The organism is Sphingoaurantiacus capsulatus (assembly GCF_042648405.1).
Taxonomy (GTDB): domain Bacteria; phylum Pseudomonadota; class Alphaproteobacteria; order Sphingomonadales; family Sphingomonadaceae; genus Sphingoaurantiacus; species Sphingoaurantiacus capsulatus.
Window position 1 is genome coordinate 91,492 of sequence record NZ_JBHRXV010000004.1, and the last position, 20,942, is coordinate 112,433.

Below are 20,942 nucleotides of genomic sequence, written 5' to 3' on the forward strand. Positions count from 1 at the left end.
GATCTGCCCGGATGCAAAAAGGGCCTCACCCTTGCGGCTGAGGCCCTCTCTAGTCTCGGCTGTTAGCCGACGGCGCTTAGTTGGCGCCGCCGCCCAGAAGCCAATCCCAGAAGCTCCACCGGGTCGTACCCGGGCGCAGAACTTTGCGATCCATATGTTTCCCTTTCGACCGACTCCGGGATCGAATCGCGCCCCGGAGTCGAATCGAAAGTTATGCTTAACGAATGTGGTTAACAAGAGTTTAATGGTTAACAGGGAGTTACGAGCCAATCTTCACTCGGCTTATGCAGCAATTTTACGGTATTCCAGAATCAACTGCTTTATGAGCGCCCGCAGTTTCATCGGTCTTCCGATCAGGTAGCCTTGCGCATCGTCGCAGCCCATTGCCGCGAGCGCCTCGAGTATTTCCTCCGACTCGACGCCTTCGGCGACAACCTTGCGGCCCAGCGAGTGCGCGAGCTGGATCGTCGAGTTGACCATCAGCTTGTCGGAGTGGCTGCGGTCGATCATCCGCACGAAGCCGCGATCGATCTTGATCTCGGTCGCCGGGATTTTCTTCAGATATTCCAGCGTCGAGAAGCCGGTGCCATAGTCGTCAATGGCGATGTTGACGCCAACGGCGCGCAACTGCTCGAGCACCTCGAACGACTGGTTGCTGCTGACCATCGCCGCGGATTCGGTGACCTCGAGGGTCAGCTTGTTGGCAGGCAGACGGTGTTTCGCCAGCAGGTCGCGGATCTGATCGACGATGTCGGTGCCGTCGAGCAGGCGCGCCGACAGGTTGACGGCGATGTCGAAGTCGACACCGCGACCGTTTATCGCGGCGGCGGCGCGCACCGCATCGTCGAGAACATGGGCGGTCAGCTTCTCGATGCGGTTGGCCTGCTCGGCGGCCGGGATGAATTCGGCGGGGCTGATCTCGCCCTTTTCCGGGTGCGACCAGCGCACCAGCGCCTCGGCGCCGATGATCCGTCGCGTCGCGAGATCGAGCTTCGGCTGATAGGCGACCCACATCTCGCCGGAATCGATGGCGGAATCGATGCGGCCGAGCAGCGACAGCTTCCAGGCGGCGTCCTTCAGCTTCGCCGGGTCGAACTCCTTCCAGCGCAGCCCTTCTTCCTTGGCCTCGTCGGCGGCGATCAGCGCCGAGCCGATACGGGCGGACAGCGCGCGGTCGCCGGCGTCGGCGCCGAAGGTGACGACGAGGTCGACATGCACGCCCGCTACCGACACCGGCGTGCGACAGAGCGCGTGCAGCGCCTCCAGCTGATCGCCGAGCTCGGTCATGCCCTCGCGGCGGACCAGCCAGGCGAAGATGCCCTCGTCGCCCTGGTAGAAGGTGGCGCCGGCAAAGCCGATGCCGAGGCGCGCGACGATCTGCTCGACGAGAATCTTCTCCGCCTCGTGGGCCAGCGCCGAGGTAATCTCAGCGAAATTGTGCACGCGCGTCACCACCAGCGTCATGTCGGCGGTATCAACCTCGCGCAGCGCGTTGAGGTTGGGCAGGCCCGATACCGGGTTGGTGAGGCCGCGCGCCTTGTAGGACTGGCGGAAGTCGCTCCACCAGCGGTTGCAGACGACGATCAGCAATGCGGTCATCGCCGGCGTGCTGTCGAAGAACACCAGCCGCGCCTCGGCGGCGAAGGGCAGGATGAAGGCGATGGCGAAGCCGCCCGCCACCGCGACGCGCGCGATCCAGCGGTTGCTGACGAACTGATACACGGCGAGCAGGCCGAGCGTCGCCACCAGCGGCATCAGCCAGCCAAGCTCGACCGGCGTGCCGCGGCGCAGCGTCTCGGCGCCGAGCACGTGCAGATAGACTTCGGGGGCCTGGCCGGTGCCTGGGACGAAGTAGGTCTTGGCGATCTCGGTGGCGGTCGCGCCGATGATGATGCGCTTGCCGGCGATGCGCCCGCGCTCGACCTTGCCGGCGAGCAGGTCGGCGGCGCTGATCACCGGGATCGAGTCGAGCCGGGTCGAGTAGTCGATGGTGTATTTCTCGCCGGCGCGCCCCGTCCGGTCGGCGAGGTGCGCGGCGAGCGACGGGTAGGTCACGCCATCGGTGTCGGCGGCATATTCCAGCTTCCAGACCTTCGACTGGAAATTATACTGGACGTAGATGTTGGCGAGCGCTGCCTGCCGCCGCAGTTCGGGCGAGGGCAGGATGTCGACGCGGCGGTCGGTGATCGCGTCCTTCACCGACCGGATCGGCAGCACGACCTTGCCCTTGGCGCGGTTGATCGCGTCGATCAGCTCGCGGTCGTCGGCGCGCGAGGTGCGCGTGCTGAAGCCGATGTCGAAGGCGATCTCGGCGGCGCCGAGGTCGTTGAGCTCGTCGATCAGCCCGGCGTGGCGCTGGCGCGGCCACGGCCAGTCGGCGTGGGCCTCGAGGCTCTTGTTGTCGATGGCGACGATGACGATGTCGCCGCTCGCCTGGCGCGCGTGCATGGCGTTGCGGGTGGTGCGCAGCACGTCTTCGAGCGGCTGGCCGAATTCGATGACGCCGAAGATGAGGCCGATGATCGCCGCCCACAACCAGACCATGCGGCGGTTGCTGCCAGTCGCCTTGGGCGAAGAAGGGGTGCCTGAGCTCATCTGTCTGCTCTCAGGCCCTTGGTCCCATAAAAAGGTTAGCAAATCGGTAACTTCGTTTTGGACCCCTCGATCCGCCCCTTTCTGGACGCAATTTTCCTAAGCTTTGGTAAAGCCAAGCCGTTGATATTCGCCGCGCTTTGGCGGGTGCGCCGTCAACGTCGGCGCCGCGCGCGACTCGCACCATCGCGAGTCGCCGAAACGGAAAAGGGCGGCCCCTTGCGGGACCGCCCTTAACCATTTCCGTCCGCGTGGCGGACGGCGACGTGCCTGCGAGCTTACTTCAGCTCGACAGTGGCGCCGGCCTCTTCGAGCTGCTTCTTGAGCTTCTCGGCCTCGTCCTTGTTCACGCCTTCCTTGACAGCCTTCGGAGCCGACTCGACGAGAGTCTTGGCTTCGGTCAGGCCGAGACCGGTGATGGCGCGGACTTCCTTGATGACGTTGATTTTCTTGCCACCGTCGCCGGTGAGGATCACGTCGAACTCGGTCTTCTCTTCGGCGGCCGGGGCGGCAGCGCCACCGCCAGCAGCCGGGCCGGCAACGGCGACAGCCGCGGCGGCCGAAACGCCCCACTTCTCTTCGAGCAGCTTGGCGAGGTCAGCGGCCTCGAGCACGGTCAGAGCCGAAAGGTCGTCAACAATCTTCTGAAGGTCAGCCATTTTGTATCTCCATTCGGGGCATCGGCCCCTGTCTCAAGCGATGTGAAAAGTTACGCCGCGTCCTTGGCCGCATAAGCGCCGAACACGCGGGCGAGCTTTGCAGCCGGGGCGGTCGCGAGCTGCGCGAGCTTGGTCGCCGGGGCATTGACGAGCCCGATGATCTTCGCACGCAGTTCGTCGAGCGACGGCAGCTCGGCCAGGGCCTTGACCCCGTTCACGTCAAGGACGTGCGAACCCATCGCGCCGCCGACGATCTCGAACTTGTCGGTCGTCTTGGCAAATGCGACGGCCGCCTTCGCCGCGGCGACCGGATCGGTCGACGTGGCGAGCGCGGTCGGGCCGACCAGCAGATCGCTGATCGCACCATAGTCCGTGCCCTCGAGCGCGATGCGAGCAAGGCGGTTCTTCGCCACCTTGTAGCTGGCGCCGGCGTCGCGCATCTTGCCCCGAAGATCGTTGACCTGAGCAACCGTCAGGCCAAGGTTGCGCGTCACCACGACAACCGACGTCTCGGAGAAGACTGCGTTCAGCTTGGCGACAAGCTGTTCTTTTTCAGCTCGATCCATGCACTCTCCTCTTGTCGCTTCGTGCACGCACGAAACGACGACTATGCCCACCGGCAAGCCGGCAAGGCGGTTGAATGTCCGAGGGGTCGGATGACTGCGAGCGCGGCGCGAACACCGCTTGAGCAGACCCGGAAGGTACCGAGGGGCACAGGGCGCCACGGCAATCCGGTAAAACCTTTCCCCGTCTCATGCTGGCGAACATTAAGTCCCGACCCTTCGACAAGCTCAGGGGAGCAGGACACCGGCAATCTCGGACGGCAGCCACGGGCAAGCCCGTAGCGAGCGGCGCGTATAGTAGAAGGCCGCCGCGAAGGCAAGCCAAGGCCTAAAGCCCTCTCCCGCCTGCGGGAGAGGGTTGGGTGAGGGTGTGCGAGCGCCAGCGAGCCTCAGCCGGCAGCGACGAAACGGAGGGGCCGGCACACCCTCACCCTCCCACCGCTCTCCGCGGCGGGCCCCTCCCTCTCCCGCAAGCGGGCGAGGGGAAGGCCGCGCAACACATCCTCAAACGAAAAGGCCGGAGCTTTCGCCCCGGCCTCTTCCTGGTTCTTCCGGGCGAAGCGCAGGCTTCGGCACGATCGGCTTTACGCCGCCTGGCCCTGCGCCGCGGCGGTGTCGATCTTCACGCCCGGGCCCATCGTCGAGGAGAAGGCGATCTTCTCGACATATTTGCCCTTGGCGCCCGACGGCTTCGCCTTGACGATCGCGTCGAGGAACGCGTCGAAGTTCGCCTTCAGGTCCTCGGCGGGGAACGACAGCTTGCCGATGCCGCTGTGGATGATGCCGGCCTTCTCGACGCGGAACTCCACCTGGCCGCCCTTGGCCGCCTTCACGGCTTCGCCGACGTTCATCGTCACGGTGCCGAGCTTCGGGTTCGGCATCAGGCCCTTGGGGCCCAGCACCTTACCGAGGCGGCCGACGAGGCCCATCATGTCCGGGGTGGCGATGCAGCGGTCGAAATCGATGGTGCCGCCCTGGACGATCTCGAGCAGGTCCTCGGCGCCCACGACGTCCGCACCCGCCTCGCGCGCCTCATCGGCCTTCGGGCCGCGGGCGAACACGCCGACGCGCACGGTCTTGCCGGTGCCCTTCGGCAGCGTCACGACGCCGCGGACCATCTGGTCGGCGTGGCGCGGATCGACGCTGAGGTTGATCGCGACCTCGAGGGTCTCGTCGAACTTCGAGGTGGCGTTGGCCTTCACCAGCGCCAGCGCCTCGTCGACGCCGTACAGCTTCTCGCGGTCGACCGAGCCGGCCTGCGACTTCTGCTTCTTCGTCAGCTTCGCCATGGCTTAGCCCTCCACCACTTCGAGGCCCATCGAACGGGCCGAGCCCTCGATGGTGCGCGTTGCCATGTCGATGTCGTTCGCGTTCAGATCCTTCATCTTCAGCTCGGCGATCTCGCGCAGCTTGGAGCGCGCGATCTTGCCGACCGAGCCCTTGCCCGGCGTCGCCGAACCCGACTTCAGGTTGGCGGCCTTCTTGATGAGGTAGGACGCCGGCGGCGTCTTGGTGTCGAACGTGAACGACCGGTCGGCATAGACGGTGATCACGGTCGGGATCGGCATGCCGTTCTCGAGATCCTGCGTCTTGGCGTTGAACGCCTTGCAGAACTCCATGATGTTCACGCCACGCTGACCGAGCGCCGGCCCGATCGGCGGCGACGGGTTGGCTTTGCCCGCAGGCACCTGCAGCTTGATATAGCCGGTAATCTTCTTGGCCATGGTTCACTCACTCTGTTTCAAGTTTAGCGGTCCAAGCGGCCACCCGAGGGCAACCTCCCGCAATTCCATGGCCGGAGCCGGTGGAAGCGGGCGCGTATAGCGAGGAGTCGGGGGGAAAGCTAGGGGGCGACGAAACCGCCGTGCAGCCGGGCCTCGCTGCCGAACGATAGGCTGCTCATCAAAATGCACGTTGGACCCATGGGCAAGGCAGCCGTCCCCCTACTCCTTCCGGATCGCTGTGCTAAGGGTGTCGCCGTTGGCAATTCGAGTTTTGGTTTCAGATGACGCACTCCCGCACGCCCGAACGACCTGTCGTCTTGTCGTTCTTCAGCGGAGGCATGGGCCTTGACCTCGGCCTTGAGCGGGTCGGTTTGGGCGCTTTTGCATGTTTGGAAATCGACCGTTGGTGTTGCGAAACGATCCGGCAAAACCGCCCGAATATCGAGGTCCTAGAGCAGGATATCTCCAGGTTTGATTGGCCGGGCTATCGCGCCTCTCGCGGCATTGATGATGTTTTCCTGCTGGTAGGCGGTCCACCGTGCCAAAGTTTTTCGACTGGGGGGAACCGGGCAGGCCTGTCTGACCCCCGAGGCAATCTGCTTTACGAATTCCTATCCAAGATCAACGTCATAAGACCCAAGTATTTCGTGCTGGAGAACGTTGCGAGCATCACCACTTCCGCCTTGCGGCATCGGCCGATTAAAGACCGCCCAGGTCAACATTGGAGCCTGAAACGCTACGACACCGCCAACGTAGGCATCGACGGAAATGCCCCCCTCTCGGAAGATGAAATGGGGGGGTCGGCAATCCGACAGATTCTGTGTGATGTGGAGAAGCTGGGATATAGCTTCACTTTCGGCATCGTTGATTCAGCCGACTATGGCGCCCCGCAGAAGCGCTTTCGCTTTGTCCTCATCGGTTCGCGCGACGGCCCCGCCCCCGCGTTGCCCACCCCGACGAACGGCCCCTACGCTGAATTGCCATACGCCACGGTGCGCGACGCTATCGCTGATCTTGAGGACGAACCGGGGGCTCACTCTTCTTACACCGGCGATGTCGCCAGATTCTTCGACCTTGTGCCGGAAGGCGGTAATTGGCGCTCGCTCCCGAAGGAGCTTCAGCCCGTGGCCCTTGGCAACTCCTTTGCTGCTGGAGGTGGCAAGACTGGCTTCTTCAGAAGACTTGCCTGGGACGCCCCTTCACCAACCATTACTGGAAAAGCAAATCGGAAAGGCACATCGATGTGCCACCCATCGCGCACACGGCCGCTCTCCGTTCGCGAATGTGCTCGCCTCCAAGGCTTCCCGGACGATTGGGTGTTCTCGGGAGCAATGAACAAGCAATATCTACAGATCGGCAACGCTGTTCCCGTAGCCCTGGGAGCAGCCATTGGGCGCGCCATACTGGAGCAGCGCAAACCGATCACCTACGATCGCGAAATTATGTTGGAAGCAGCGGTGAAACGTCTCCGCGCTGCCGCCGCCAACAAGAAATCAACTCCTCAGCCCCGCAACTTCTTTGACATGGTGGCCTAGGGAAATGCGCTTCGTCCCGCCAGGCCATCCGTTTCACGGGCTGTCTGAAAGTTTCCGCACCAAGATCGCCTCAGCGCAAAATGCGGCACTAGACCCGGTCATGAGTTCGGCCGGCAGTTTGGCGGAAGCGGTTTTCGAGGCCACGAAGCTCGCCATCGCGCCTCAGCCGGCATGGTATGAGCAGCCCAGTTCGGAACTAGCCGACCGGAGTTTCGCCGAGTTGGTGCAGATACTCTTGGACTTGCTGGTATCTCAAGGATCCCCACGGCATGCCGCGCAGCACTCCAGCGTCGCGGTTGCGCAGCGGCTGCACCTTCAGCGGGCCTTTGCGGAGCCAGATCGGGTCGTCAGCCAAATCAGGAACAAGGTCTTGGGAGTCGTAGGAGATTTTCCTACTCAAGCCTCCGATATCGAATGCGGACGCAACCCAGGCGATGTGCTCGACCCCTATATCTTGGCCGCGACCCAGTATCTTGTCTGCGCCGGCGACTTTCAGAAGGCGGTGTCGGCGACGGTTTCCCACAAAGCCCTCATGATTATTGAGGGCCTGATGGGTCACCTCCATGAGGATGTACTCGGCGAAATGAGGGGTAACGTCCGGGTTCCGGAGCCGACGGGCGCCAATAAAGCCGTCCTCAACGTCCTGACCAACCCGTTCCCGGGTGCAGATCTACTGCAGGTGCCGCTGGCGGATGGCGATGCGCCGAAGTTCCACCAGATCAAGAGCAAGACGGGTTCAGCCAAAGGCGGTGACGGCGAGCGTCTCGGCCTGCAGCTGGCCGCGCTTCGCAGCTATTATGGGGGAGAAATTTACTACGACGCCCTTATTGGCAATACGCTAAGAGGGCATAGATCACGCGCCGCCGTCGAACGGGTTGCTCCCGGCGTCGTTGTTCTCGTGGGTGAATCGGCGTTCCGCTCCCTGACGCGGAGCGCAGTCGGGCCGGAACTGCTCCTGCGTGTCTACCAGACGGCGTTCCGAGAGGTGGCCGATACGACTGGCTACGATATCGAAGTGATGACGGCACAGATTTTTCAAACCTTTGCCGACAAGGCTACTGCCGCTGGCGAAGGGTATCTGGAGGCCATCCTCCATGACGCGACTGGCGGTTCGCAGGAGCAGCAAGACAATCGCCACTTCGCTTCCGGACGAACGCGAAGGGTATAGACCAGCCTTCGCTCAGTTCCGCGCCCCGCCGGCCGGGCGGTCAGCGTCTCACTCGCCAGCTAACGAACGCTTACGCGTTCGCGTCGCTGGCTCGGTGCGCCTCGCGCCTTACTTCGTCTTCTCAACCTGCTCGAAGTCCAATTCCACCGGCGTCGCACGCCCGAAGATCGACACCGACACCTTCACGCGGCCGCGGTCGAAGTCGATTTCCTCGACCAGGCCGTTGAACGACGCGAACGGGCCGTCGAGGACCTTCACCTGGTCGCCGATCTCGAAATTGACCTTCAGCTTCACCTTGGCGGTGGCCGACAGGCTCTCGTCCGCCTTGGTGTTGAGGATGCGCGCGGCCTCGGCCTCGCTGATCGGCTGCGGCTTGTTGTTGGTGCCGAGGAAGCCGGTCACCTTCGGCGTGTTGCGCACGAGGTGATAGACGTCGTCCGACATCTCGAGCTTGGCCAGCACGTAGCCAGGGAAGAATTTCCGGTCGACGGTCTTTTTCTTGCCGCGGTGGACCTCGGTCACCTTCTCGACGGGAACCTCGACCTGCTCGACCAGCCGGTCGAGGCCCATGCGCGCCGCTTCCGACACGATGGAATCGCGGACCTTGTTCTCGAAGCCCGAGTAGGCGTGGATGATGTACCAGCGCGCCATATGACCGAACTTACCCCTTAGCCCGCGAGCGACAGAAGGAAGCGGACGATCCGCCCCAGGATCTGATCGACGCCGAGGAAGAAGATCGCGAGAACGGTGGTCATGATCAGCACCATGATGGTGGTGATCATCGTCTCCTTGCGCGTCGGCCAGGTGACCTTGGCGGTCTCCTGCCGAACCTGCCGGACGAACTCGCCGGGCGAAACCTTCGCCATTCTCGTGGCCTTCCCCAACAAACAAAAGCAGCCGGCCCGCAACCGCCGATTCTCTTCGCGGCTGCCGGCTGGCGGTGAACCTTCAGAACCCGAAAACCATCTCGGCCGCAACGGCAAAGGTGGCAGGAGTGGAGGGACTCGAACCCACGGCCCTCGGTTTTGGAGACCGATGCTCTACCAACTGAGCTACACTCCTCCGGGTCCGGAGACGGGGGTGTATAGTTGGCGCCTTCGGGGGCCGCAATAGGGATTCACCCCGTCAACGACCAGCTCGTCAGCGCCAACGCCGCCACACCCGTGACCCAGATGTAGACGACGGGCAGGAAGATCAAGGCGGCGAGCGGCGGCCGCGAGAGCGCATAGCGCCAGCTGGTCTCGGCGCCGAAGCGCACATGCGCCGCCGAATGCGCCCAGAGCGCGAGCCAGAACAAGGTGCTGAGCCCGAGGCCCCGCACGCTTTCCACCGCCTGAAGCGCACCGTGGAGGCCCGCAAGCAGCATCACGAACACCGTCTCGAACGCCGCCATCACCAGCGCCCTGTGCCGCGGCACCCGCGTCCACGGCGCCAGCATCACGAAGCCGGGGATGATGAACAGCACCGGCCAGAACAGCACGAGCAACTGCCCCGTCGACTTGAAATGTTGCGCGAAGGCGGCCGGGTCGGCGGCGGCCGCGGCAAAGGCATCGGGAAACAGGCCGACAAGGAAGCCGGCGACGCCGAGCACGCCCTTCGCCGTCTCGGTATCGTCGACGCCCGCCGGGCGGTTGCCGGTCCAGCGCGACAGGATGAAGCCGATCAGCGCGGTGAGCGCGGTCACCGACGAGATCATCGCCACCGGCGACACCAGCCCGCGCCGGTCGCCTTCCACCCAGCGCCGCGACAGGCAGGCCGGGCTGCTGACGGCAAGCCAGGCGGTGTAGAGGATGGCGGCGACGGGCGGCAGCTTGACGCCCAGCACCTCGCGCAGCTCCGCCCGCGACGTCGACTGCAGCGCCATCGGCTTGCCGCAGGCCGAACAGAAGCGCCCGGTGCCCGGCTCGCCGCAATAGGGGCACGCGGTCGGCGCCCAGGACTCGGGCGCCGCCGCTGCCGCCGCGTCAGGAACCGCCGCGCTGCCGCCACTCGACGCCATCAGGCCTTCTTGAAATAGGCGCCCGGCGGCGACTTCTTGTTGGGGGTGTAGCTCTGCCACGTCGTGGTGAGCTTGCCGCCCGGCTTCGACAGCGTCAGCAGCGGCTCGCCGACCGTATAGATCTTCGTGCCGTACTTGTTGACGGTCTTGCCGTCGCCATAGCTCTTGAACCGCAGTTCGAGCCCCTGCCCCTTCGGCGCCGCCGTACAGAGGATGGTCTCGTCGGTCTGATAGCCCTGCGCCTTGATCCGGCAGTCGGTCGGGCTGAGCGTCAACTCATGCGTGACGAACAGGTTGATCGTCTTGGTCAGGTTCGGCCCCAGCGCCTCCTCGAAGACGTACTTCCCGTTCCACGCCGCCGGCGCGGCGATGGCGGCGGAGGCAGCAAGAGCGGCGATGGCGGCAGTAGCGAAACGCAACTTCATCGGGAAACCCTCCTCAACCGATCTTCATCGCGCCGAGGAAGTCGCGCGCCCACAGCGTCTCCTTCGGCATCGGGGTGTAGCGATAGGTGACGTGCGCGATATATTGGTCGGCGCCCGCCGGAATGGCGCGGGCGAACACCGTCTCGGTCTTCCCCGTTTTCGGGTGCCGGGTGCAGTCGATCCGCGCGCCGGCGGCCTTGCCCATCGGCACCGCCACTACCTTGGCGCCCGGGCAGCCCGCGACATAGCGCTTGGCGAACTCGGCGATCAGCTCGGGCGACGGCACCTTGCCGAACCCGCCGAGCAGATTGGTGCTGATCATCCGCGTGTAGTTCTGCACCGTCTGTCCCTTGGGCACATATTCGGCGATCGCACCGGTGGCGTTCTTCTGCGTGTGCCCCAGCACATAGTCGGGCACCGCCGGCATCATCAGCGGCGCGGCAGCCGCCGGCGCGGCGATCAGGGCAGCGGCAAGCAAAGCTCGTTTCACAGGGCTCTCCCGGACAACAGACCGGGGAAACGCACCGAAACGAAAAAGGGAGCCGGGATTGTTGCAATGAGGACGGCACGCGAATTCGCGCACCGTCCCCAAGGGAGAGCTGCGGCCTCGCTAACCTTAGGTTAGCGAACACCGGCATCTTCTTCTTATATAGGACGTGCTCAGCAATGCTGAGACAGAGGTCCGAATTGAGCTTTGGGATGCCAAGTAATCCCCAACCACTCTCATTTAAGAATATAGCACAACTGGCCCACTGAGACGAATTTAATCGCCTTCAAAAAACCAATTTCTTGGAGGCTGGAGCGGGTAGCGGGGATCGAACCCGCATCACAAGCTTGGAAGGCTAGTGCTCTACCATTGAGCTATACCCGCCTGCGCTCTTCGAGCTTCGGCGGGCAGGCCCGCCAGATCGGGGAGTGGTGGACGGGGTTGGATTTGAACCAACGTAGGGAAAACCCGGCAGATTTACAGTCTGCTGCCATTGACCGCTCGGCCACCCGTCCACAGGCGCTCACCGCGAAGGCGGGCTATGTGGCGAAGCGGCGGCGGGCTGTCAACAAGGCTTCGCCGCTTGCGATCCGCATCCGCTGCCGTCATGGAGACGGCATGGCTCGCAGACCCCACCGCCAGCATGGCACCGCCAACCGCCCCGACGCGCGCAATCCGCGTTTCTACGGCCGCCACGCGGTGCTCGCCGCGCTCGACAATCCGGAGCGGGTGAAGCGCAAGCTGTGGCTGACCCACGAGACCAAGAACAGCATCGACGTGCCGCAGGGCCTCGAGGTGCAGTACGGCGACGGCCATGATCTCGCCCGGCTGGCGCAGACCGATTCGCCGCATCAGGGCATGGTGCTGGAGGTCGAGCCGCTGGAGAGCCCGTGGCTTGGCGACATCCTGGCCGGTGCCGAAGGCTCGCGCCATCCGCTGCTGGTGCTCGACCAGGTGACCGATCCGCACAATGTCGGCGCCATCCTGCGCTCGGCCGCCGCGTTCGAGGCGGTGGCGATCGTCACGCAGGACCGGCATGCGCCCAATGAGAGCGGCGCGCTCGCCAAGGCGGCGTCGGGGACGCTGGAGATCGTGCCGTGGGTACGCGTGGTGAACCTCGCCCGTGCGCTCGACGAGATCGCCGAGGCCGGCTTCTGGCGCATCGGCCTGACCGGCGGCGTCGACCTGACGCTCGACAAGGCACTCGGCGAGACGCGGCCGGCGCTGGTGCTCGGCGCCGAGGGCGAAGGCATCCGCCCCAACACCGCGGCGCATTGCGACGAGCTGGCGAAGCTGCCGATCAGCTCGGCGGTGGAAAGCCTCAATGTCTCGAATGCCGCGGCGATCGCGCTCTACGCGGCGGTGCGGCGGCTGTAGGCCCTATTCGGCAGGCGTAAGCTCGTCGCCGCTCTCGATCGCGTCGAGTTGCGCCAGCAGGTCGGCGAAATCGTCGGCCTTGGTCGGAACGGGATCGAAGGCGGCGCGGAGCTGGCGGCCGACGGTTTCCGTGGTCGCATGACGACGGGGACCGGTCTCGGGGGCCTGCTTGCTACTCACCATTCACCGTCACGCTCCCTGCCCCGTCCGCAAAAAGCCCCCCGCGTCGCCAATAGCTACGGTTCGGTGAACCAAAGCTTTACCAACGCTGGCGCGCTTCTAGGGCAATAAGATTCTTCAGATCAAGTGCAGGGCGTAACGATTTGAGGCGGGGCGAGCTAACTCCCCTCTCCCTTGAGGGGAGAGGGAAAGAATGCTTTAGAAGCTCGCCTCGTCATAGACGCGCGACAGATCGCCGTTCCAACGGCCGTGATAGGCCTCCAGCAACCGATCCGCCGGCGTCATGCCACTATCGACGATTTCGTGCAGCGTGTTGAGGAAGCCCTGTTCGCTGTCGCCGGCGGCATCGAGCCGCGCGCGCGCCTTTAGCCCCGCGTCGGCGATCTTCAGCACCTCGCGGCCCAGGTCACGCAAGGTGCCGCCGCCAGGGTTCGCGGCCTTCAGCGCCAGCTTCGGCACCTCGTCGCGCAAAATCTGCTGCTGCTCGATGCCCCAGCCCTTCACCAGGTCCCACGCCGCGTCGAGCGCGGTCTGGTCGTAGAGGATACCGACCCAGAAGGCCGGCAGCGCGCAGATGCGCGCCCACGGCCCGCCGTCGGCGCCGCGCATCTCGAGGAAGGACTTCAGCCGCACCTCGGGGAAGGCGGTCGACAGATGATCCTTCCAGTCGCCGCGGTTCGGCCGCTCGCCGGGCAGGACGGAGAGCTTGCCGTCGAGGAAGTCGCGGAACGACAGCCCGGCGGCATCGACGAAGCCGCCGTCGCGCACCGCGAAATACATCGGCACGTCGAGCATATAGTCGGCGTAGCGCTCGTAGCCGAAGCTCTCGTCGAACACGAAGGGCAGCATGCCGGTGCGATGCGGATCGGTATCGGTCCAGATATGGCTGCGGTACGACAGGAAGCCGTTGGGCTTGCCCTCCGTGAACGGCGAATTGGCGAACAGCGCGGTGGCGAGGGGCTGCAGTGCCAGGCTCACCCGGAATTTCTTCACCATGTCCGCCTCGGACGAATAGTCGAGGTTGGTCTGGATGGTGCAGGTGCGCAGCATCATATCGAGGCCCATCGACCCGACGCGCGGCATATGGCGCATCATGATCGCGTAGCGGCCCTTCGGCATGATCGGCAGCTCTTCGCGGGTCTTGTCGGGCCACATGCCCAAGCCGAGGAAGCCGAGGCCGAGCTTCTCGCCGACCGCCGACACCTGTTCGAGGTGCCGCCCGGTTTCGCCGCAGGTCTGGTGGAGGTTGTCGAGCGGCGCACCCGACAGCTCGAACTGACCGGCGGGCTCGAGGCTGACATTGCCATCGCTGCCCTCGAGCGCGATGACCTTGCCCTTCTCCTCGATCGGCTTCCAGCCGAACGCGGTCATTTCCATCAGCAGGTCGCGGATGCCGCCGGGCTCGTCATAAGACGGCGCGCGGTGGTCGGCGGTCTTGTAAACGAACTTCTCGTGCTCGGTGCCGATGCGCCAGTCGGCTTTCGGCTTCTCGCCTTTTTCGAAGACCTTCAGCAGGTCGGCGCGCGACTCGATGATCTGCTCATCACCCGAAGAAACGACATGCGTGCTCATGGTTCGCGCCATAGCCGCGCCGCGCGACCCGCGCCAGCGCTTTCAAGTGACGCTCAGCGCCAGTCGCCCGCCGCCGCCTGCCACAGCGATACCGCCGCCACTGCCGCGGTGTCGGCGCGCAGCACCCGCGGCCCCAGCCCGACGCCAACCGCCTGCGGCAATGCGCGGATTCGCTCCCGCTCGGCCGGGTCGAAGCCGCCCTCCGGGCCGATCAGGATCGCCGCGGCGCCCGGCTTCGCCACCGACGCCAGCGGCACGCCGCCCTCCTCGTCGCAGAAGATCAGCTGGCGGTCGGCGGGCCAGCTGTCGAGCAGCTTCGCCAAGGTCACCGGCTCCTGCATTTCAGGGAGCGCGGTGCGTTCGCACTGTTCTGCCGCCTCGATCATGTGGGCGCGCAACCGGTCGAGGTTGAGCTTGTCGACGACGGTGCGCCGCGTCAGGACCGGCAGCAGCTTCGCCACCCCCAGCTCGCACGCCTTTTCCGCCACCCAGTCGATGCGCCCGCGCTTGATCGGCGCCGCGCACAGCCACAGGTCGGGCACCGCCTCGCGCGGCGCGATCTGCGCGCCGATGGTGACGGTCACCGACTTGCGCCCGGCGTCGCTGATCGTCGCCAGCCATTCGCCGGTGCGGTCGTCGAACAGTCGCACCGTGTCGCCGGCCTTCAGCCGCATCACGCCCGACAGATAATGGCTCTGCGCGGTCGGCAGCTTCAGCTCGCGGCCGCCGCCAAGGGCTTCGTCCACGAACAGCCGGGGCCCGCTGCTTGACAGAGGTTCATCGCTCATGTGTTGCGACTAGCATGAGCACAGGCCCTGCGGAACCGACCGACCGCGCCACCCCCGACGCGCTGAAGCGCAGCTGGGTCGAGTGGCTGCCCGACGCCTGGCGCCCCTATGCCCGCCTCGCCCGCTTCGACCGGCCGATCGGCACCTGGTTGCTGTTCTGGCCCTGCGTGTGGGGCGTGGCGCTCGCCGGCGGCCTGCCCCGCGACCTATATCTGCTGCTGCTGTTCGGGCTCGGCAGCCTCGCGATGCGCGGCGCCGGCTGCGTCTACAACGACATCGTCGACCGCGATCTCGACGCGCAGGTGGAACGCACGCGCGACCGTCCCGTCGCCAGCGGCCGCGTCTCGGTGCGCGCCGCGTGGAACTGGCTGTTCGCGCTCTGCCTCGTCGGGCTGGTCGTGCTCATCCAGCTCCAACCCATCGCACAAGGTATCGCCCTTGCCAGCCTTGCGCTGGTCGCCGGCTACCCCTTCATGAAGCGCATCACCTGGTGGCCGCAGGCGTGGCTCGGCCTCACCTTCAACTGGGGCGTGCTGGTCGCTTGGGCGGCGGTAACCGGCGAGATCGGCCTGCCCGTGCTGCTGCTCTATGCCGCCGGTGTGTTCTGGACGCTCGGCTACGACACCATCTACGCGCTGCAGGACATCGAGGACGATGCGCTCGCCGGCATAAGGTCGAGCGCGCGGCGGCTCGGCGGGGGCGTCCGCACCGGCGTCGCGATTTTCTACATGCTCGCCCTCGCCTGCTTCGCTGCCGCGCTTTTCCTCGCCGGCGCGTCGCCCTGGGCGTGGCCCGCGCTGGCGCTCGTAGCGGCGCACTTCGGTTGGCAGGTCGCTACCCTGTCATCCGACGATCCGGCGCGCGCGCTGCGGCTGTTCCGCGCCAACACGGTTACCGGTTTCCTCGTCGCCCTGGCATGTTTCGTCGCAGTGACAATCTAGGCGTTGCCCCGGCGCGGAAGCATAAGCTAGACGCCGCCGCGATCGGAGGGTCCGCCAAAGACAGGCGACGCCGAGCAGGGCGATCCCCTCATCTGTCCTGAACTTGCGCTATCGAGCCTGGGGCTCTCCGGTCACCGAGGGAACGCCGCCACTGGACGTGGGCGGATCGACGCCTTACCTGCCCCTCATGCTGACCGTCGACGCGGCGCTGGCGCGCCTCTCCCAAGCTCTCGATCACGCCAAGCGCCTCGGCGCCGATGCCGCCGATGCGATCTATGTCGGCGACGCCTCGACGAGCGTTCAGGTCCGCCTCGGCGAGCTGGAGGACATCGGCCGGTCGGAGGGCGAGGAGATCGGCCTGCGCCTGTTCTCGGGCACCCGTTCGGCCAGCGTCTCCTCCTCCGACCTGTCGCCGCGTGCGCTGGAAACCGCCGTCGAGCGCGCGATGGCGATGGCCCGCGAAGCACCCGAGGATTCCTACGCCGGCCTTGCGCCGGAAGACCGCCTCAGCCGCGGCGCCGCCCCCGACCTCGATCTCAGCGACCCCGCCGATGTTTCGGCCGAAGCGCTGAAGGCACGCGCCATCGAGGCCGAGGACGCCGCCCGCGCGGTCAAGGGCATCACCAATTCCGAAGGCGCCTCGGCGAGCGCCGGCCGCGCCACCATCGCCATCGCCACCTCGACGGGTTTTCGCGGCGGTTATGCCACCTCGTCGAACGGCCTGTCGGCGAGCGTCATCGGCGGCGAAGGCGCCGGCATGCAGCGCGACTATGCCTATCATTCGGCGCGCTATCTGTCGGACCTCGACACGCCGGCTGAGATCGGCGCCCGCGCCGGCGAGCGCACCGTCGCTCGCCTCAATCCGCGCAAGATCGACACCGGTCAGATGCCGGTGGTGTTCGACCCGCGCGTCGGCTCAAGCCTGCTCGGCCATCTGATCGGCGCGATCACCGGCAGCGCGGTGTCGCGCGGCACCAGCTTCCTGCTCGGCAAGCTCGGCGAGAAGATCTTCGCCGACGGCATCCACATCCTCGACGACCCGCTGCGCCGCCGCGGCCTGCGCTCGAAGCCGTTCGACGGCGAGGGGCTGCCGACCGGCCCGACCGCGATCGTCGACGATGGCGTGCTCACCACCTGGCTGCTCGACAGCGCCTCGGCGCGCCAGCTCGGCCTCGCGCCGACCGGCCACGCCTCGCGCGGCATCTCCGGCCCGCCGGGCGCCGGCCCGAGCAACCTGCACCTCGCCGCCGGCACCCTCAGCCGCGACGCGCTGCTCGCCGATATCCGCCAAGGCTTCTACGTCACCGAGCTGATCGGCCAGGGCCTCAACCCGGTGACCGGCGACTACAGCCGCGGCGCCGCCGGCTTCCTGATCGACAACGGCCAGCTCGGCCCGGCGGTCGCCGAGGTAACCATCGCCGGCAACGTCAAGGACATGTTCCTCAACCTCACCCCCGCCGACGACCTGCGCTTCCGTCACGCGATCGACGTGCCGACCTTGCGCATCGACGGCCTGACGGTCGCGGGTGCCTGACGACCGCACATTGGCGGTAGAGGCGGCGCAAGCCGCCGGCGAGCTGGCGCTCGGCTATTTCGGCGGCGCGGTCGAAACCTGGGAAAAAGGCCCCAACAATCCGGTGTGCGAGGCGGACCTCGCGCTCGACCGGCTGCTGCACGAACGGCTGCTCGGCGCCCGCCCCGCCTATGGCTGGCTGTCGGAAGAAACCGCCGACGACGCCGAGCGCCTGGGTCGCCGCCGGCTGTGGGTGGTCGATCCGATCGACGGCACCCGCGACTTCCTGCGCGGTCGCACCGGCTGGGCCGTCTCGGTGGCGCTCGTCGAGGACGGCGTGCCGATCCTCGCCGCACTCTACGCCCCGGCGCGCCAGCAGTTCTTTGTCGCCGAAGCCGGCAAGGGCGCCACGCTCAACGGCGCGCCCATCCGCATCGGCGGCTGCGATTCGGTCGCCGGCTGCCGCATCCCGGCGGACATCAGCACCATCGGCGCCTCCTACTGGCCCGAACGCTGGGACGCCGCAGCCGTCGAGAAGCCCAACGGCCTTGCGCTGCGCATCGCCAAGCTCGCCATCGACGAGGCCGATGCCTTCTTCGAGGGGCGGCCGATGGGCGAATGGGACATCGCCGCCGCTGCCCTGATTCTGTCGGAAGCGGGCGGCACCATCACCGACCGCGAGGGCGCGCCGCTGCGTTTCAACAAGCCGGTGCCACGCCTGCGCGGCGTCATCGCCGCCGTCCCCGCCATTCACGGCGAGGTGCTGCGGCGGGTCGGGCGCGGCATCGCCGCGATCAACGCGCTCAGGCGACCGGGGGGACCCGGAGCTGGGCGATCTCGATCTTCGGGCAGCGATCCATCACGACCTTGAGGCCGGCGGCCTCGGCGCGCGCCGCCGCGTCGTGATTGACCACGCCGATCTGCATCCAGATCGACTTGGCGCCCGCCTTGATTGCTTCCTCGACCACCGGCCCGACGTCTTCCGAGCGCCGGAAGATATCGACCATGTCGATCGGCTCGCCGATCTGGTCGAGTTCGCGCCACACATATTCGCCGTGGACATGCTCGCCGGTGATCCGCGGGTTGACCGGGATCACCCGGTAGCCGTGCGCCTGCAGCCGCTCCATCACGCCATAGCTGGCGCGGCCCGGATTGTCCGACGCGCCGACCAGCGCGATGGTGCGGGTCGAGCTCAGCAGCTCGCGAATCTCGTCGTCGGTTTCGAGGGGCATCGGCCGCTCCCTATGTCATGAGCCTGCCGCTCAGGACGCACGGCCGGCGGCAAGGTTCAATCGCTGCACCACCCGCGTCGCGATCTCGCGATAGGGCGCCGAGATTTCGCTGATCGCCGTCGCCGGCGGCCGGCCGGCGTCGGATGCCTCGCGGATGCTGGCATGCAGCGGAATGGCGCCGAGGAACGGCACGCCGATCCGTGCCGCCTCTTCCTCCGCCCCGTGCGCCCCGAAGATGTGCGAGGCCTCGCCGCAATGCGGGCAGACGAACACGCTCATATTCTCGACGAGACCGAGCACCTGCACGTCGACTTGGGCAAACATCGAGATGGCTTTCCGCGCGTCGATCAGCGCGAGGTCCTGCGGCGTCGATACGATGACCGCGCCGTCGGGCTTGATCTTCTGCGCCATCGTCAGCTGGATATCGCCGGTGCCCGGCGGCAGGTCGATCACCAGCAGGTCGAGTTCGCCCCAGTCGGCATTGTCGATCATCTGCGTCATCGCCGACGCGGCCATCGGCCCGCGCCACACCACCGCCTTGTCCGGGTCGGTCATGTTGCCGATCGACAACGCTTTGAGGCCATGCGCTTCCATCGGCTGCAGCCGGTTGTTCTCGAGCATCGCCCGCCCCTCGAGCCCGAGCAGGGTCGGCACCGACGGCCCGTAGATGTCGGCGTCGAGCAGCCCGACACGGTAGCCCTGCGCCGCGATCGATACGGCGAGGTTCGCCGCGACAGTCGACTTGCCGACCCCACCCTTGCCGCTCGCCACCGCGAGGATGTGGCGGATCGACTTCCCCGGCTCGGCGGGCGCCGCGCCGCGCTCGGCGGTGAGGATGGCGCGGACGCCGGTTACGCCCAGCACGCTGCGCGCCGCGCGCTCGACCTCCGCTTGCAGGGTGGTCGCCGCGCCGCGCTCCATGCCGTCGACCGCCAGCACGAAGCCGACACTGCCGTCGGCGCCGACCGTCACGCCGCTGGTGCGACCCGGTGCCGCGCGTTCCAGCACCTCGATCAGCCGCGCTTTATCGACCATGCTTATCCTTTCGGGGACCTGCCCTCGCATTCTCGCAGGGCGCTTCGTATATAGGCGTGCGGCAGGTCGCAACGACGGGATAGTGAATGCCTTGGCAGAATAACAATGGCGGCAATGGCGGCCCTTGGGGAAGCGGCGACGGCAACGGGCCGCGCAATCCGTGGGGCAATGGCCCGCAGCGACCCGGCGGCCCTTCGGGCGGTGGCGGCGGCGGCAAGGGCGGCCCCGATTTCGACGAGTTCATCCGCCGCAGCCAGGAACGGCTGCGCGGCTTGCCCGGTGGCGGCGGCGGCAAGGCGCCGTGGCTCTACATCCTGCTCGCCGTCCTCGGTGTCTGGGTGGTTTTCACCTCCTTCTACCGCGTCGACGCGCAGGAGCGCGGCGTGGTGATGCGCTTCGGCAAATATGTCGAGACCACAGGCCCCGGCATGCACTTCAAGCTGCCCGCGCCGATCGACACGGTGGTGAAGCCCAAGGTCGAGCAGGTCAGCACCATCGACATCGGGTCGGCCGACGCTTCGTCGGAAAATCTGATGCTCACCGGCGACCAGAACATCATCGATATCGCCTACACGGTGCGCTGGAAGATCAAGGACCCGGAACAGTTCCTGTTCCAGTTCGCCGAGCCCGAAGAGACGATCCGCGAGGTCGCCGAATCGGCGATGCGCGCCGAAATCTCCGCCGCGACGCTCAACGCCGCCATCGGCCCGCAGCGCGCGCAGATCGCCGAACAGGTGCGCGTCCGCAGCCAGGAGCTGCTCGACAGCTACCGTGCCGGCGTCGACGTGCTCGGTGTCGACATCAAGCAGGCCGATCCGCCCGCCGCTGTCGATGCCGCGTTCAAGGACGTGTCGGCGGCGCAGCAGAACGCGCAGGGCTATCTCAACCAGGCGCGAGCCTATTCGCAGCAGCTCATCGCGCAGGCGCAGGGCGAGGCGGCGGCGTTCGACGCGGTCTACGCGCAGTACCGGCTGGCCCCCGAGGTGACGCGCAAGCGCATGTACCTCGAGACGATGGAGAACGTGCTGGCGAAGGTTGACAAGACCGTCATCGAGGCGAACGGCGTCACGCCGTACCTGCCGCTTCCCGAAGTTCAGCGTCGCGCACGGGCTGCCACCACAGCCGCCGCCGACGCCAACAGCAATCAGTGAG

22 protein-coding genes and 3 tRNA genes are annotated in these 20,942 nt (G+C 66.3%); 7 read left to right on the forward strand and 18 right to left on the reverse strand.

Going from position 1 to position 20,942, the window contains the following annotated elements; all coding sequences use genetic code 11:
* Positions 1 to 282 precede the first annotated feature (282 nt).
* The 5 genes from ACFOMD_RS05600 to rplK all read right to left on the reverse strand — a co-directional run bounded on the left by ACFOMD_RS05600 (position 283) and on the right by rplK (position 5,538).
* Positions 283 to 2,595, reverse strand: a complete 2,313-nt coding sequence (locus tag ACFOMD_RS05600; RefSeq protein ID WP_380858138.1) for an EAL domain-containing protein — start codon at positions 2,593 to 2,595, stop codon at positions 283 to 285.
* Positions 2,596 to 2,870: 275 nt separating this feature from the next.
* Positions 2,871 to 3,251 carry a 50S ribosomal protein L7/L12 gene (gene rplL / locus ACFOMD_RS05605; protein WP_380858141.1) on the reverse strand — a complete coding sequence of 127 codons (381 nt, stop codon included), beginning with the start codon at positions 3,249 to 3,251 and terminating at the stop codon, positions 2,871 to 2,873.
* Positions 3,252 to 3,301: 50 nt separating this feature from the next.
* Entirely contained in the window at positions 3,302 to 3,817 is a 516-nt protein-coding gene (gene rplJ, locus ACFOMD_RS05610; protein WP_380859577.1) for a 50S ribosomal protein L10, read from the reverse strand.
* 581 nt (positions 3,818 to 4,398) lie between these two features.
* On the reverse strand, positions 4,399 to 5,103 hold the full coding sequence (gene rplA, locus ACFOMD_RS05615) for a 50S ribosomal protein L1 (RefSeq protein WP_380858144.1): 705 nt from the start codon (positions 5,101 to 5,103) through the stop codon (positions 4,399 to 4,401).
* A gap of 3 nt (positions 5,104 to 5,106) precedes the next feature.
* On the reverse strand, positions 5,107 to 5,538 hold the full coding sequence (rplK, locus tag ACFOMD_RS05620; protein ID WP_380858147.1) for a 50S ribosomal protein L11: 432 nt from the start codon (positions 5,536 to 5,538) through the stop codon (positions 5,107 to 5,109).
* A 281-nt stretch (positions 5,539 to 5,819) separates the two neighbouring features.
* Here rplK and ACFOMD_RS05625 point away from each other — a divergent pair, with 281 nt between their 5' ends.
* Positions 5,820 to 7,073: a DNA cytosine methyltransferase gene (locus tag ACFOMD_RS05625; RefSeq protein WP_380858150.1), complete on the forward strand. Its 1,254-nt coding sequence runs from the start codon at positions 5,820 to 5,822 to the stop codon at positions 7,071 to 7,073.
* 4 nt (positions 7,074 to 7,077) lie between these two features.
* Positions 7,078 to 8,241 (forward strand): hypothetical protein, encoded by a 1,164-nt coding sequence (locus ACFOMD_RS05630; RefSeq protein ID WP_380858153.1) that lies wholly within the window; start codon positions 7,078 to 7,080, stop codon positions 8,239 to 8,241.
* Positions 8,242 to 8,349: 108 nt separating this feature from the next.
* On the opposite strand, the gene nusG is transcribed toward ACFOMD_RS05630, so the two are convergent.
* From nusG to ACFOMD_RS05670, 8 genes are all read right to left on the reverse strand, one after another.
* The gene (gene nusG, locus ACFOMD_RS05635) at positions 8,350 to 8,892 is read right to left on the reverse strand and encodes a transcription termination/antitermination protein NusG (protein ID WP_380858156.1); all 543 of its coding nucleotides are present in this window, start codon (positions 8,890 to 8,892) and stop codon (positions 8,350 to 8,352) included.
* A gap of 17 nt (positions 8,893 to 8,909) precedes the next feature.
* Positions 8,910 to 9,107 (reverse strand): preprotein translocase subunit SecE, encoded by a 198-nt coding sequence (gene secE / locus ACFOMD_RS05640; protein WP_380858159.1) that lies wholly within the window; start codon positions 9,105 to 9,107, stop codon positions 8,910 to 8,912.
* Positions 9,108 to 9,227: 120 nt separating this feature from the next.
* A tRNA-Trp gene (locus ACFOMD_RS05645) sits at positions 9,228 to 9,303 on the reverse strand.
* Positions 9,304 to 9,358: 55 nt separating this feature from the next.
* Positions 9,359 to 10,240, reverse strand: coding sequence for a hypothetical protein (locus tag ACFOMD_RS05650; protein WP_380858162.1), 882 nt, complete (start codon positions 10,238 to 10,240; stop codon positions 9,359 to 9,361).
* Complete coding sequence (locus ACFOMD_RS05655; RefSeq protein WP_380858165.1) at positions 10,240 to 10,665, reverse strand: DUF5991 domain-containing protein; 426 nt, start codon at positions 10,663 to 10,665, stop codon at positions 10,240 to 10,242. The genes ACFOMD_RS05650 and ACFOMD_RS05655 overlap by 1 nt, the downstream gene beginning before the upstream one ends.
* Before the next feature lie 13 nt (positions 10,666 to 10,678).
* On the reverse strand, positions 10,679 to 11,155 hold the full coding sequence (locus ACFOMD_RS05660) for a hypothetical protein (protein ID WP_380858168.1): 477 nt from the start codon (positions 11,153 to 11,155) through the stop codon (positions 10,679 to 10,681).
* A 307-nt stretch (positions 11,156 to 11,462) separates the two neighbouring features.
* A tRNA-Gly gene (locus ACFOMD_RS05665) sits at positions 11,463 to 11,536 on the reverse strand.
* A gap of 45 nt (positions 11,537 to 11,581) precedes the next feature.
* Positions 11,582 to 11,667: transfer RNA gene (locus tag ACFOMD_RS05670), tRNA-Tyr, on the reverse strand.
* Between the two features lie 103 nt (positions 11,668 to 11,770).
* Between ACFOMD_RS05670 and rlmB the strand changes: the two genes are divergently transcribed.
* Positions 11,771 to 12,529, forward strand: coding sequence for a 23S rRNA (guanosine(2251)-2'-O)-methyltransferase RlmB (gene rlmB, locus ACFOMD_RS05675; protein ID WP_380858171.1), 759 nt, complete (start codon positions 11,771 to 11,773; stop codon positions 12,527 to 12,529).
* A 3-nt stretch (positions 12,530 to 12,532) separates the two neighbouring features.
* On the opposite strand, the gene ACFOMD_RS05680 is transcribed toward rlmB, so the two are convergent.
* From ACFOMD_RS05680 to ACFOMD_RS05690, 3 genes are all read right to left on the reverse strand, one after another.
* Complete coding sequence (locus ACFOMD_RS05680) at positions 12,533 to 12,712, reverse strand: hypothetical protein (RefSeq protein WP_380858174.1); 180 nt, start codon at positions 12,710 to 12,712, stop codon at positions 12,533 to 12,535.
* Positions 12,713 to 12,907: 195 nt separating this feature from the next.
* Complete coding sequence (locus ACFOMD_RS05685) at positions 12,908 to 14,281, reverse strand: glutamate--cysteine ligase (protein WP_380858177.1); 1,374 nt, start codon at positions 14,279 to 14,281, stop codon at positions 12,908 to 12,910.
* A gap of 53 nt (positions 14,282 to 14,334) precedes the next feature.
* A complete protein-coding gene (locus ACFOMD_RS05690) occupies positions 14,335 to 15,069 on the reverse strand; it encodes a 16S rRNA (uracil(1498)-N(3))-methyltransferase (RefSeq protein ID WP_380858180.1) in 735 nt (244 codons plus the stop codon).
* A gap of 14 nt (positions 15,070 to 15,083) precedes the next feature.
* Here ACFOMD_RS05690 and ubiA point away from each other — a divergent pair, with 14 nt between their 5' ends.
* The 3 genes from ubiA (at position 15,084) to ACFOMD_RS05705 (ending at position 18,394) form a co-directional block, all read left to right on the forward strand.
* Positions 15,084 to 16,010, forward strand: coding sequence for a 4-hydroxybenzoate octaprenyltransferase (gene ubiA, locus ACFOMD_RS05695; protein ID WP_380858183.1), 927 nt, complete (start codon positions 15,084 to 15,086; stop codon positions 16,008 to 16,010).
* A gap of 187 nt (positions 16,011 to 16,197) precedes the next feature.
* Entirely contained in the window at positions 16,198 to 17,544 is a 1,347-nt protein-coding gene (locus ACFOMD_RS05700; RefSeq protein WP_380858186.1) for a TldD/PmbA family protein, read from the forward strand.
* The gene (locus ACFOMD_RS05705) at positions 17,537 to 18,394 is read left to right on the forward strand and encodes a 3'(2'),5'-bisphosphate nucleotidase CysQ (protein ID WP_380858189.1); all 858 of its coding nucleotides are present in this window, start codon (positions 17,537 to 17,539) and stop codon (positions 18,392 to 18,394) included. Before ACFOMD_RS05700 ends, ACFOMD_RS05705 begins: the two co-directional genes overlap by 8 nt.
* On the opposite strand, the gene ACFOMD_RS05710 is transcribed toward ACFOMD_RS05705, so the two are convergent.
* Together ACFOMD_RS05710 and ACFOMD_RS05715 are read right to left on the reverse strand one after the other, a co-directional pair.
* Complete coding sequence (locus ACFOMD_RS05710; RefSeq protein ID WP_380858192.1) at positions 18,327 to 18,755, reverse strand: CoA-binding protein; 429 nt, start codon at positions 18,753 to 18,755, stop codon at positions 18,327 to 18,329. The two genes, ACFOMD_RS05705 and ACFOMD_RS05710, sit on opposite strands and share 68 nt — an antisense overlap.
* Positions 18,756 to 18,785: 30 nt before the next feature.
* Positions 18,786 to 19,790: an Mrp/NBP35 family ATP-binding protein gene (locus ACFOMD_RS05715; RefSeq protein ID WP_380858195.1), complete on the reverse strand. Its 1,005-nt coding sequence runs from the start codon at positions 19,788 to 19,790 to the stop codon at positions 18,786 to 18,788.
* Between the two features lie 86 nt (positions 19,791 to 19,876).
* On the opposite strand from ACFOMD_RS05715, the gene hflK reads away from it, so the two are divergent.
* A complete protein-coding gene (gene hflK, locus ACFOMD_RS05720) occupies positions 19,877 to 20,941 on the forward strand; it encodes an FtsH protease activity modulator HflK (RefSeq protein WP_380858198.1) in 1,065 nt (354 codons plus the stop codon).
* The last annotated feature ends 1 nt before the right edge of the window (position 20,942 follow it).

What these genes read in the sequence shown, in the direction of transcription:
- ACFOMD_RS05625 (WP_380858150.1), top strand. Translation starts at nt 5,820, where the DNA reads ATGACGCACTCCCGCACGCCCGAACGACCTGTCGTCTTGTCGTTCTTC.
- ubiA (WP_380858183.1), top strand. Translation starts at nt 15,084, where the DNA reads ATGAGCACAGGCCCTGCGGAACCGACCGACCGCGCCACCCCCGACGCG.
- ACFOMD_RS05630 (WP_380858153.1), top strand. Translation starts at nt 7,078, where the DNA reads ATGCGCTTCGTCCCGCCAGGCCATCCGTTTCACGGGCTGTCTGAAAGT.
- rplK (WP_380858147.1), bottom strand. Translation starts at nt 5,538, where the DNA reads ATGGCCAAGAAGATTACCGGCTATATCAAGCTGCAGGTGCCTGCGGGC.
- ACFOMD_RS05655 (WP_380858165.1), bottom strand. Translation starts at nt 10,665, where the DNA reads ATGAAGTTGCGTTTCGCTACTGCCGCCATCGCCGCTCTTGCTGCCTCC.
- nusG (WP_380858156.1), bottom strand. Translation starts at nt 8,892, where the DNA reads ATGGCGCGCTGGTACATCATCCACGCCTACTCGGGCTTCGAGAACAAG.
- ACFOMD_RS05710 (WP_380858192.1), bottom strand. Translation starts at nt 18,755, where the DNA reads ATGCCCCTCGAAACCGACGACGAGATTCGCGAGCTGCTGAGCTCGACC.
- rlmB (WP_380858171.1), top strand. Translation starts at nt 11,771, where the DNA reads ATGGCTCGCAGACCCCACCGCCAGCATGGCACCGCCAACCGCCCCGAC.
- ACFOMD_RS05690 (WP_380858180.1), bottom strand. Translation starts at nt 15,069, where the DNA reads ATGAGCGATGAACCTCTGTCAAGCAGCGGGCCCCGGCTGTTCGTGGAC.
- ACFOMD_RS05680 (WP_380858174.1), bottom strand. Translation starts at nt 12,712, where the DNA reads ATGGTGAGTAGCAAGCAGGCCCCCGAGACCGGTCCCCGTCGTCATGCG.
- ACFOMD_RS05700 (WP_380858186.1), top strand. Translation starts at nt 16,198, where the DNA reads ATGCTGACCGTCGACGCGGCGCTGGCGCGCCTCTCCCAAGCTCTCGAT.
- rplL (WP_380858141.1), bottom strand. Translation starts at nt 3,251, where the DNA reads ATGGCTGACCTTCAGAAGATTGTTGACGACCTTTCGGCTCTGACCGTG.
- ACFOMD_RS05715 (WP_380858195.1), bottom strand. Translation starts at nt 19,790, where the DNA reads ATGGTCGATAAAGCGCGGCTGATCGAGGTGCTGGAACGCGCGGCACCG.
- secE (WP_380858159.1), bottom strand. Translation starts at nt 9,107, where the DNA reads ATGGCGAAGGTTTCGCCCGGCGAGTTCGTCCGGCAGGTTCGGCAGGAG.
- hflK (WP_380858198.1), top strand. Translation starts at nt 19,877, where the DNA reads ATGCCTTGGCAGAATAACAATGGCGGCAATGGCGGCCCTTGGGGAAGC.
- ACFOMD_RS05650 (WP_380858162.1), bottom strand. Translation starts at nt 10,240, where the DNA reads ATGGCGTCGAGTGGCGGCAGCGCGGCGGTTCCTGACGCGGCGGCAGCG.
- rplJ (WP_380859577.1), bottom strand. Translation starts at nt 3,817, where the DNA reads ATGGATCGAGCTGAAAAAGAACAGCTTGTCGCCAAGCTGAACGCAGTC.
- ACFOMD_RS05600 (WP_380858138.1), bottom strand. Translation starts at nt 2,595, where the DNA reads ATGAGCTCAGGCACCCCTTCTTCGCCCAAGGCGACTGGCAGCAACCGC.
- ACFOMD_RS05685 (WP_380858177.1), bottom strand. Translation starts at nt 14,281, where the DNA reads ATGAGCACGCATGTCGTTTCTTCGGGTGATGAGCAGATCATCGAGTCG.
- rplA (WP_380858144.1), bottom strand. Translation starts at nt 5,103, where the DNA reads ATGGCGAAGCTGACGAAGAAGCAGAAGTCGCAGGCCGGCTCGGTCGAC.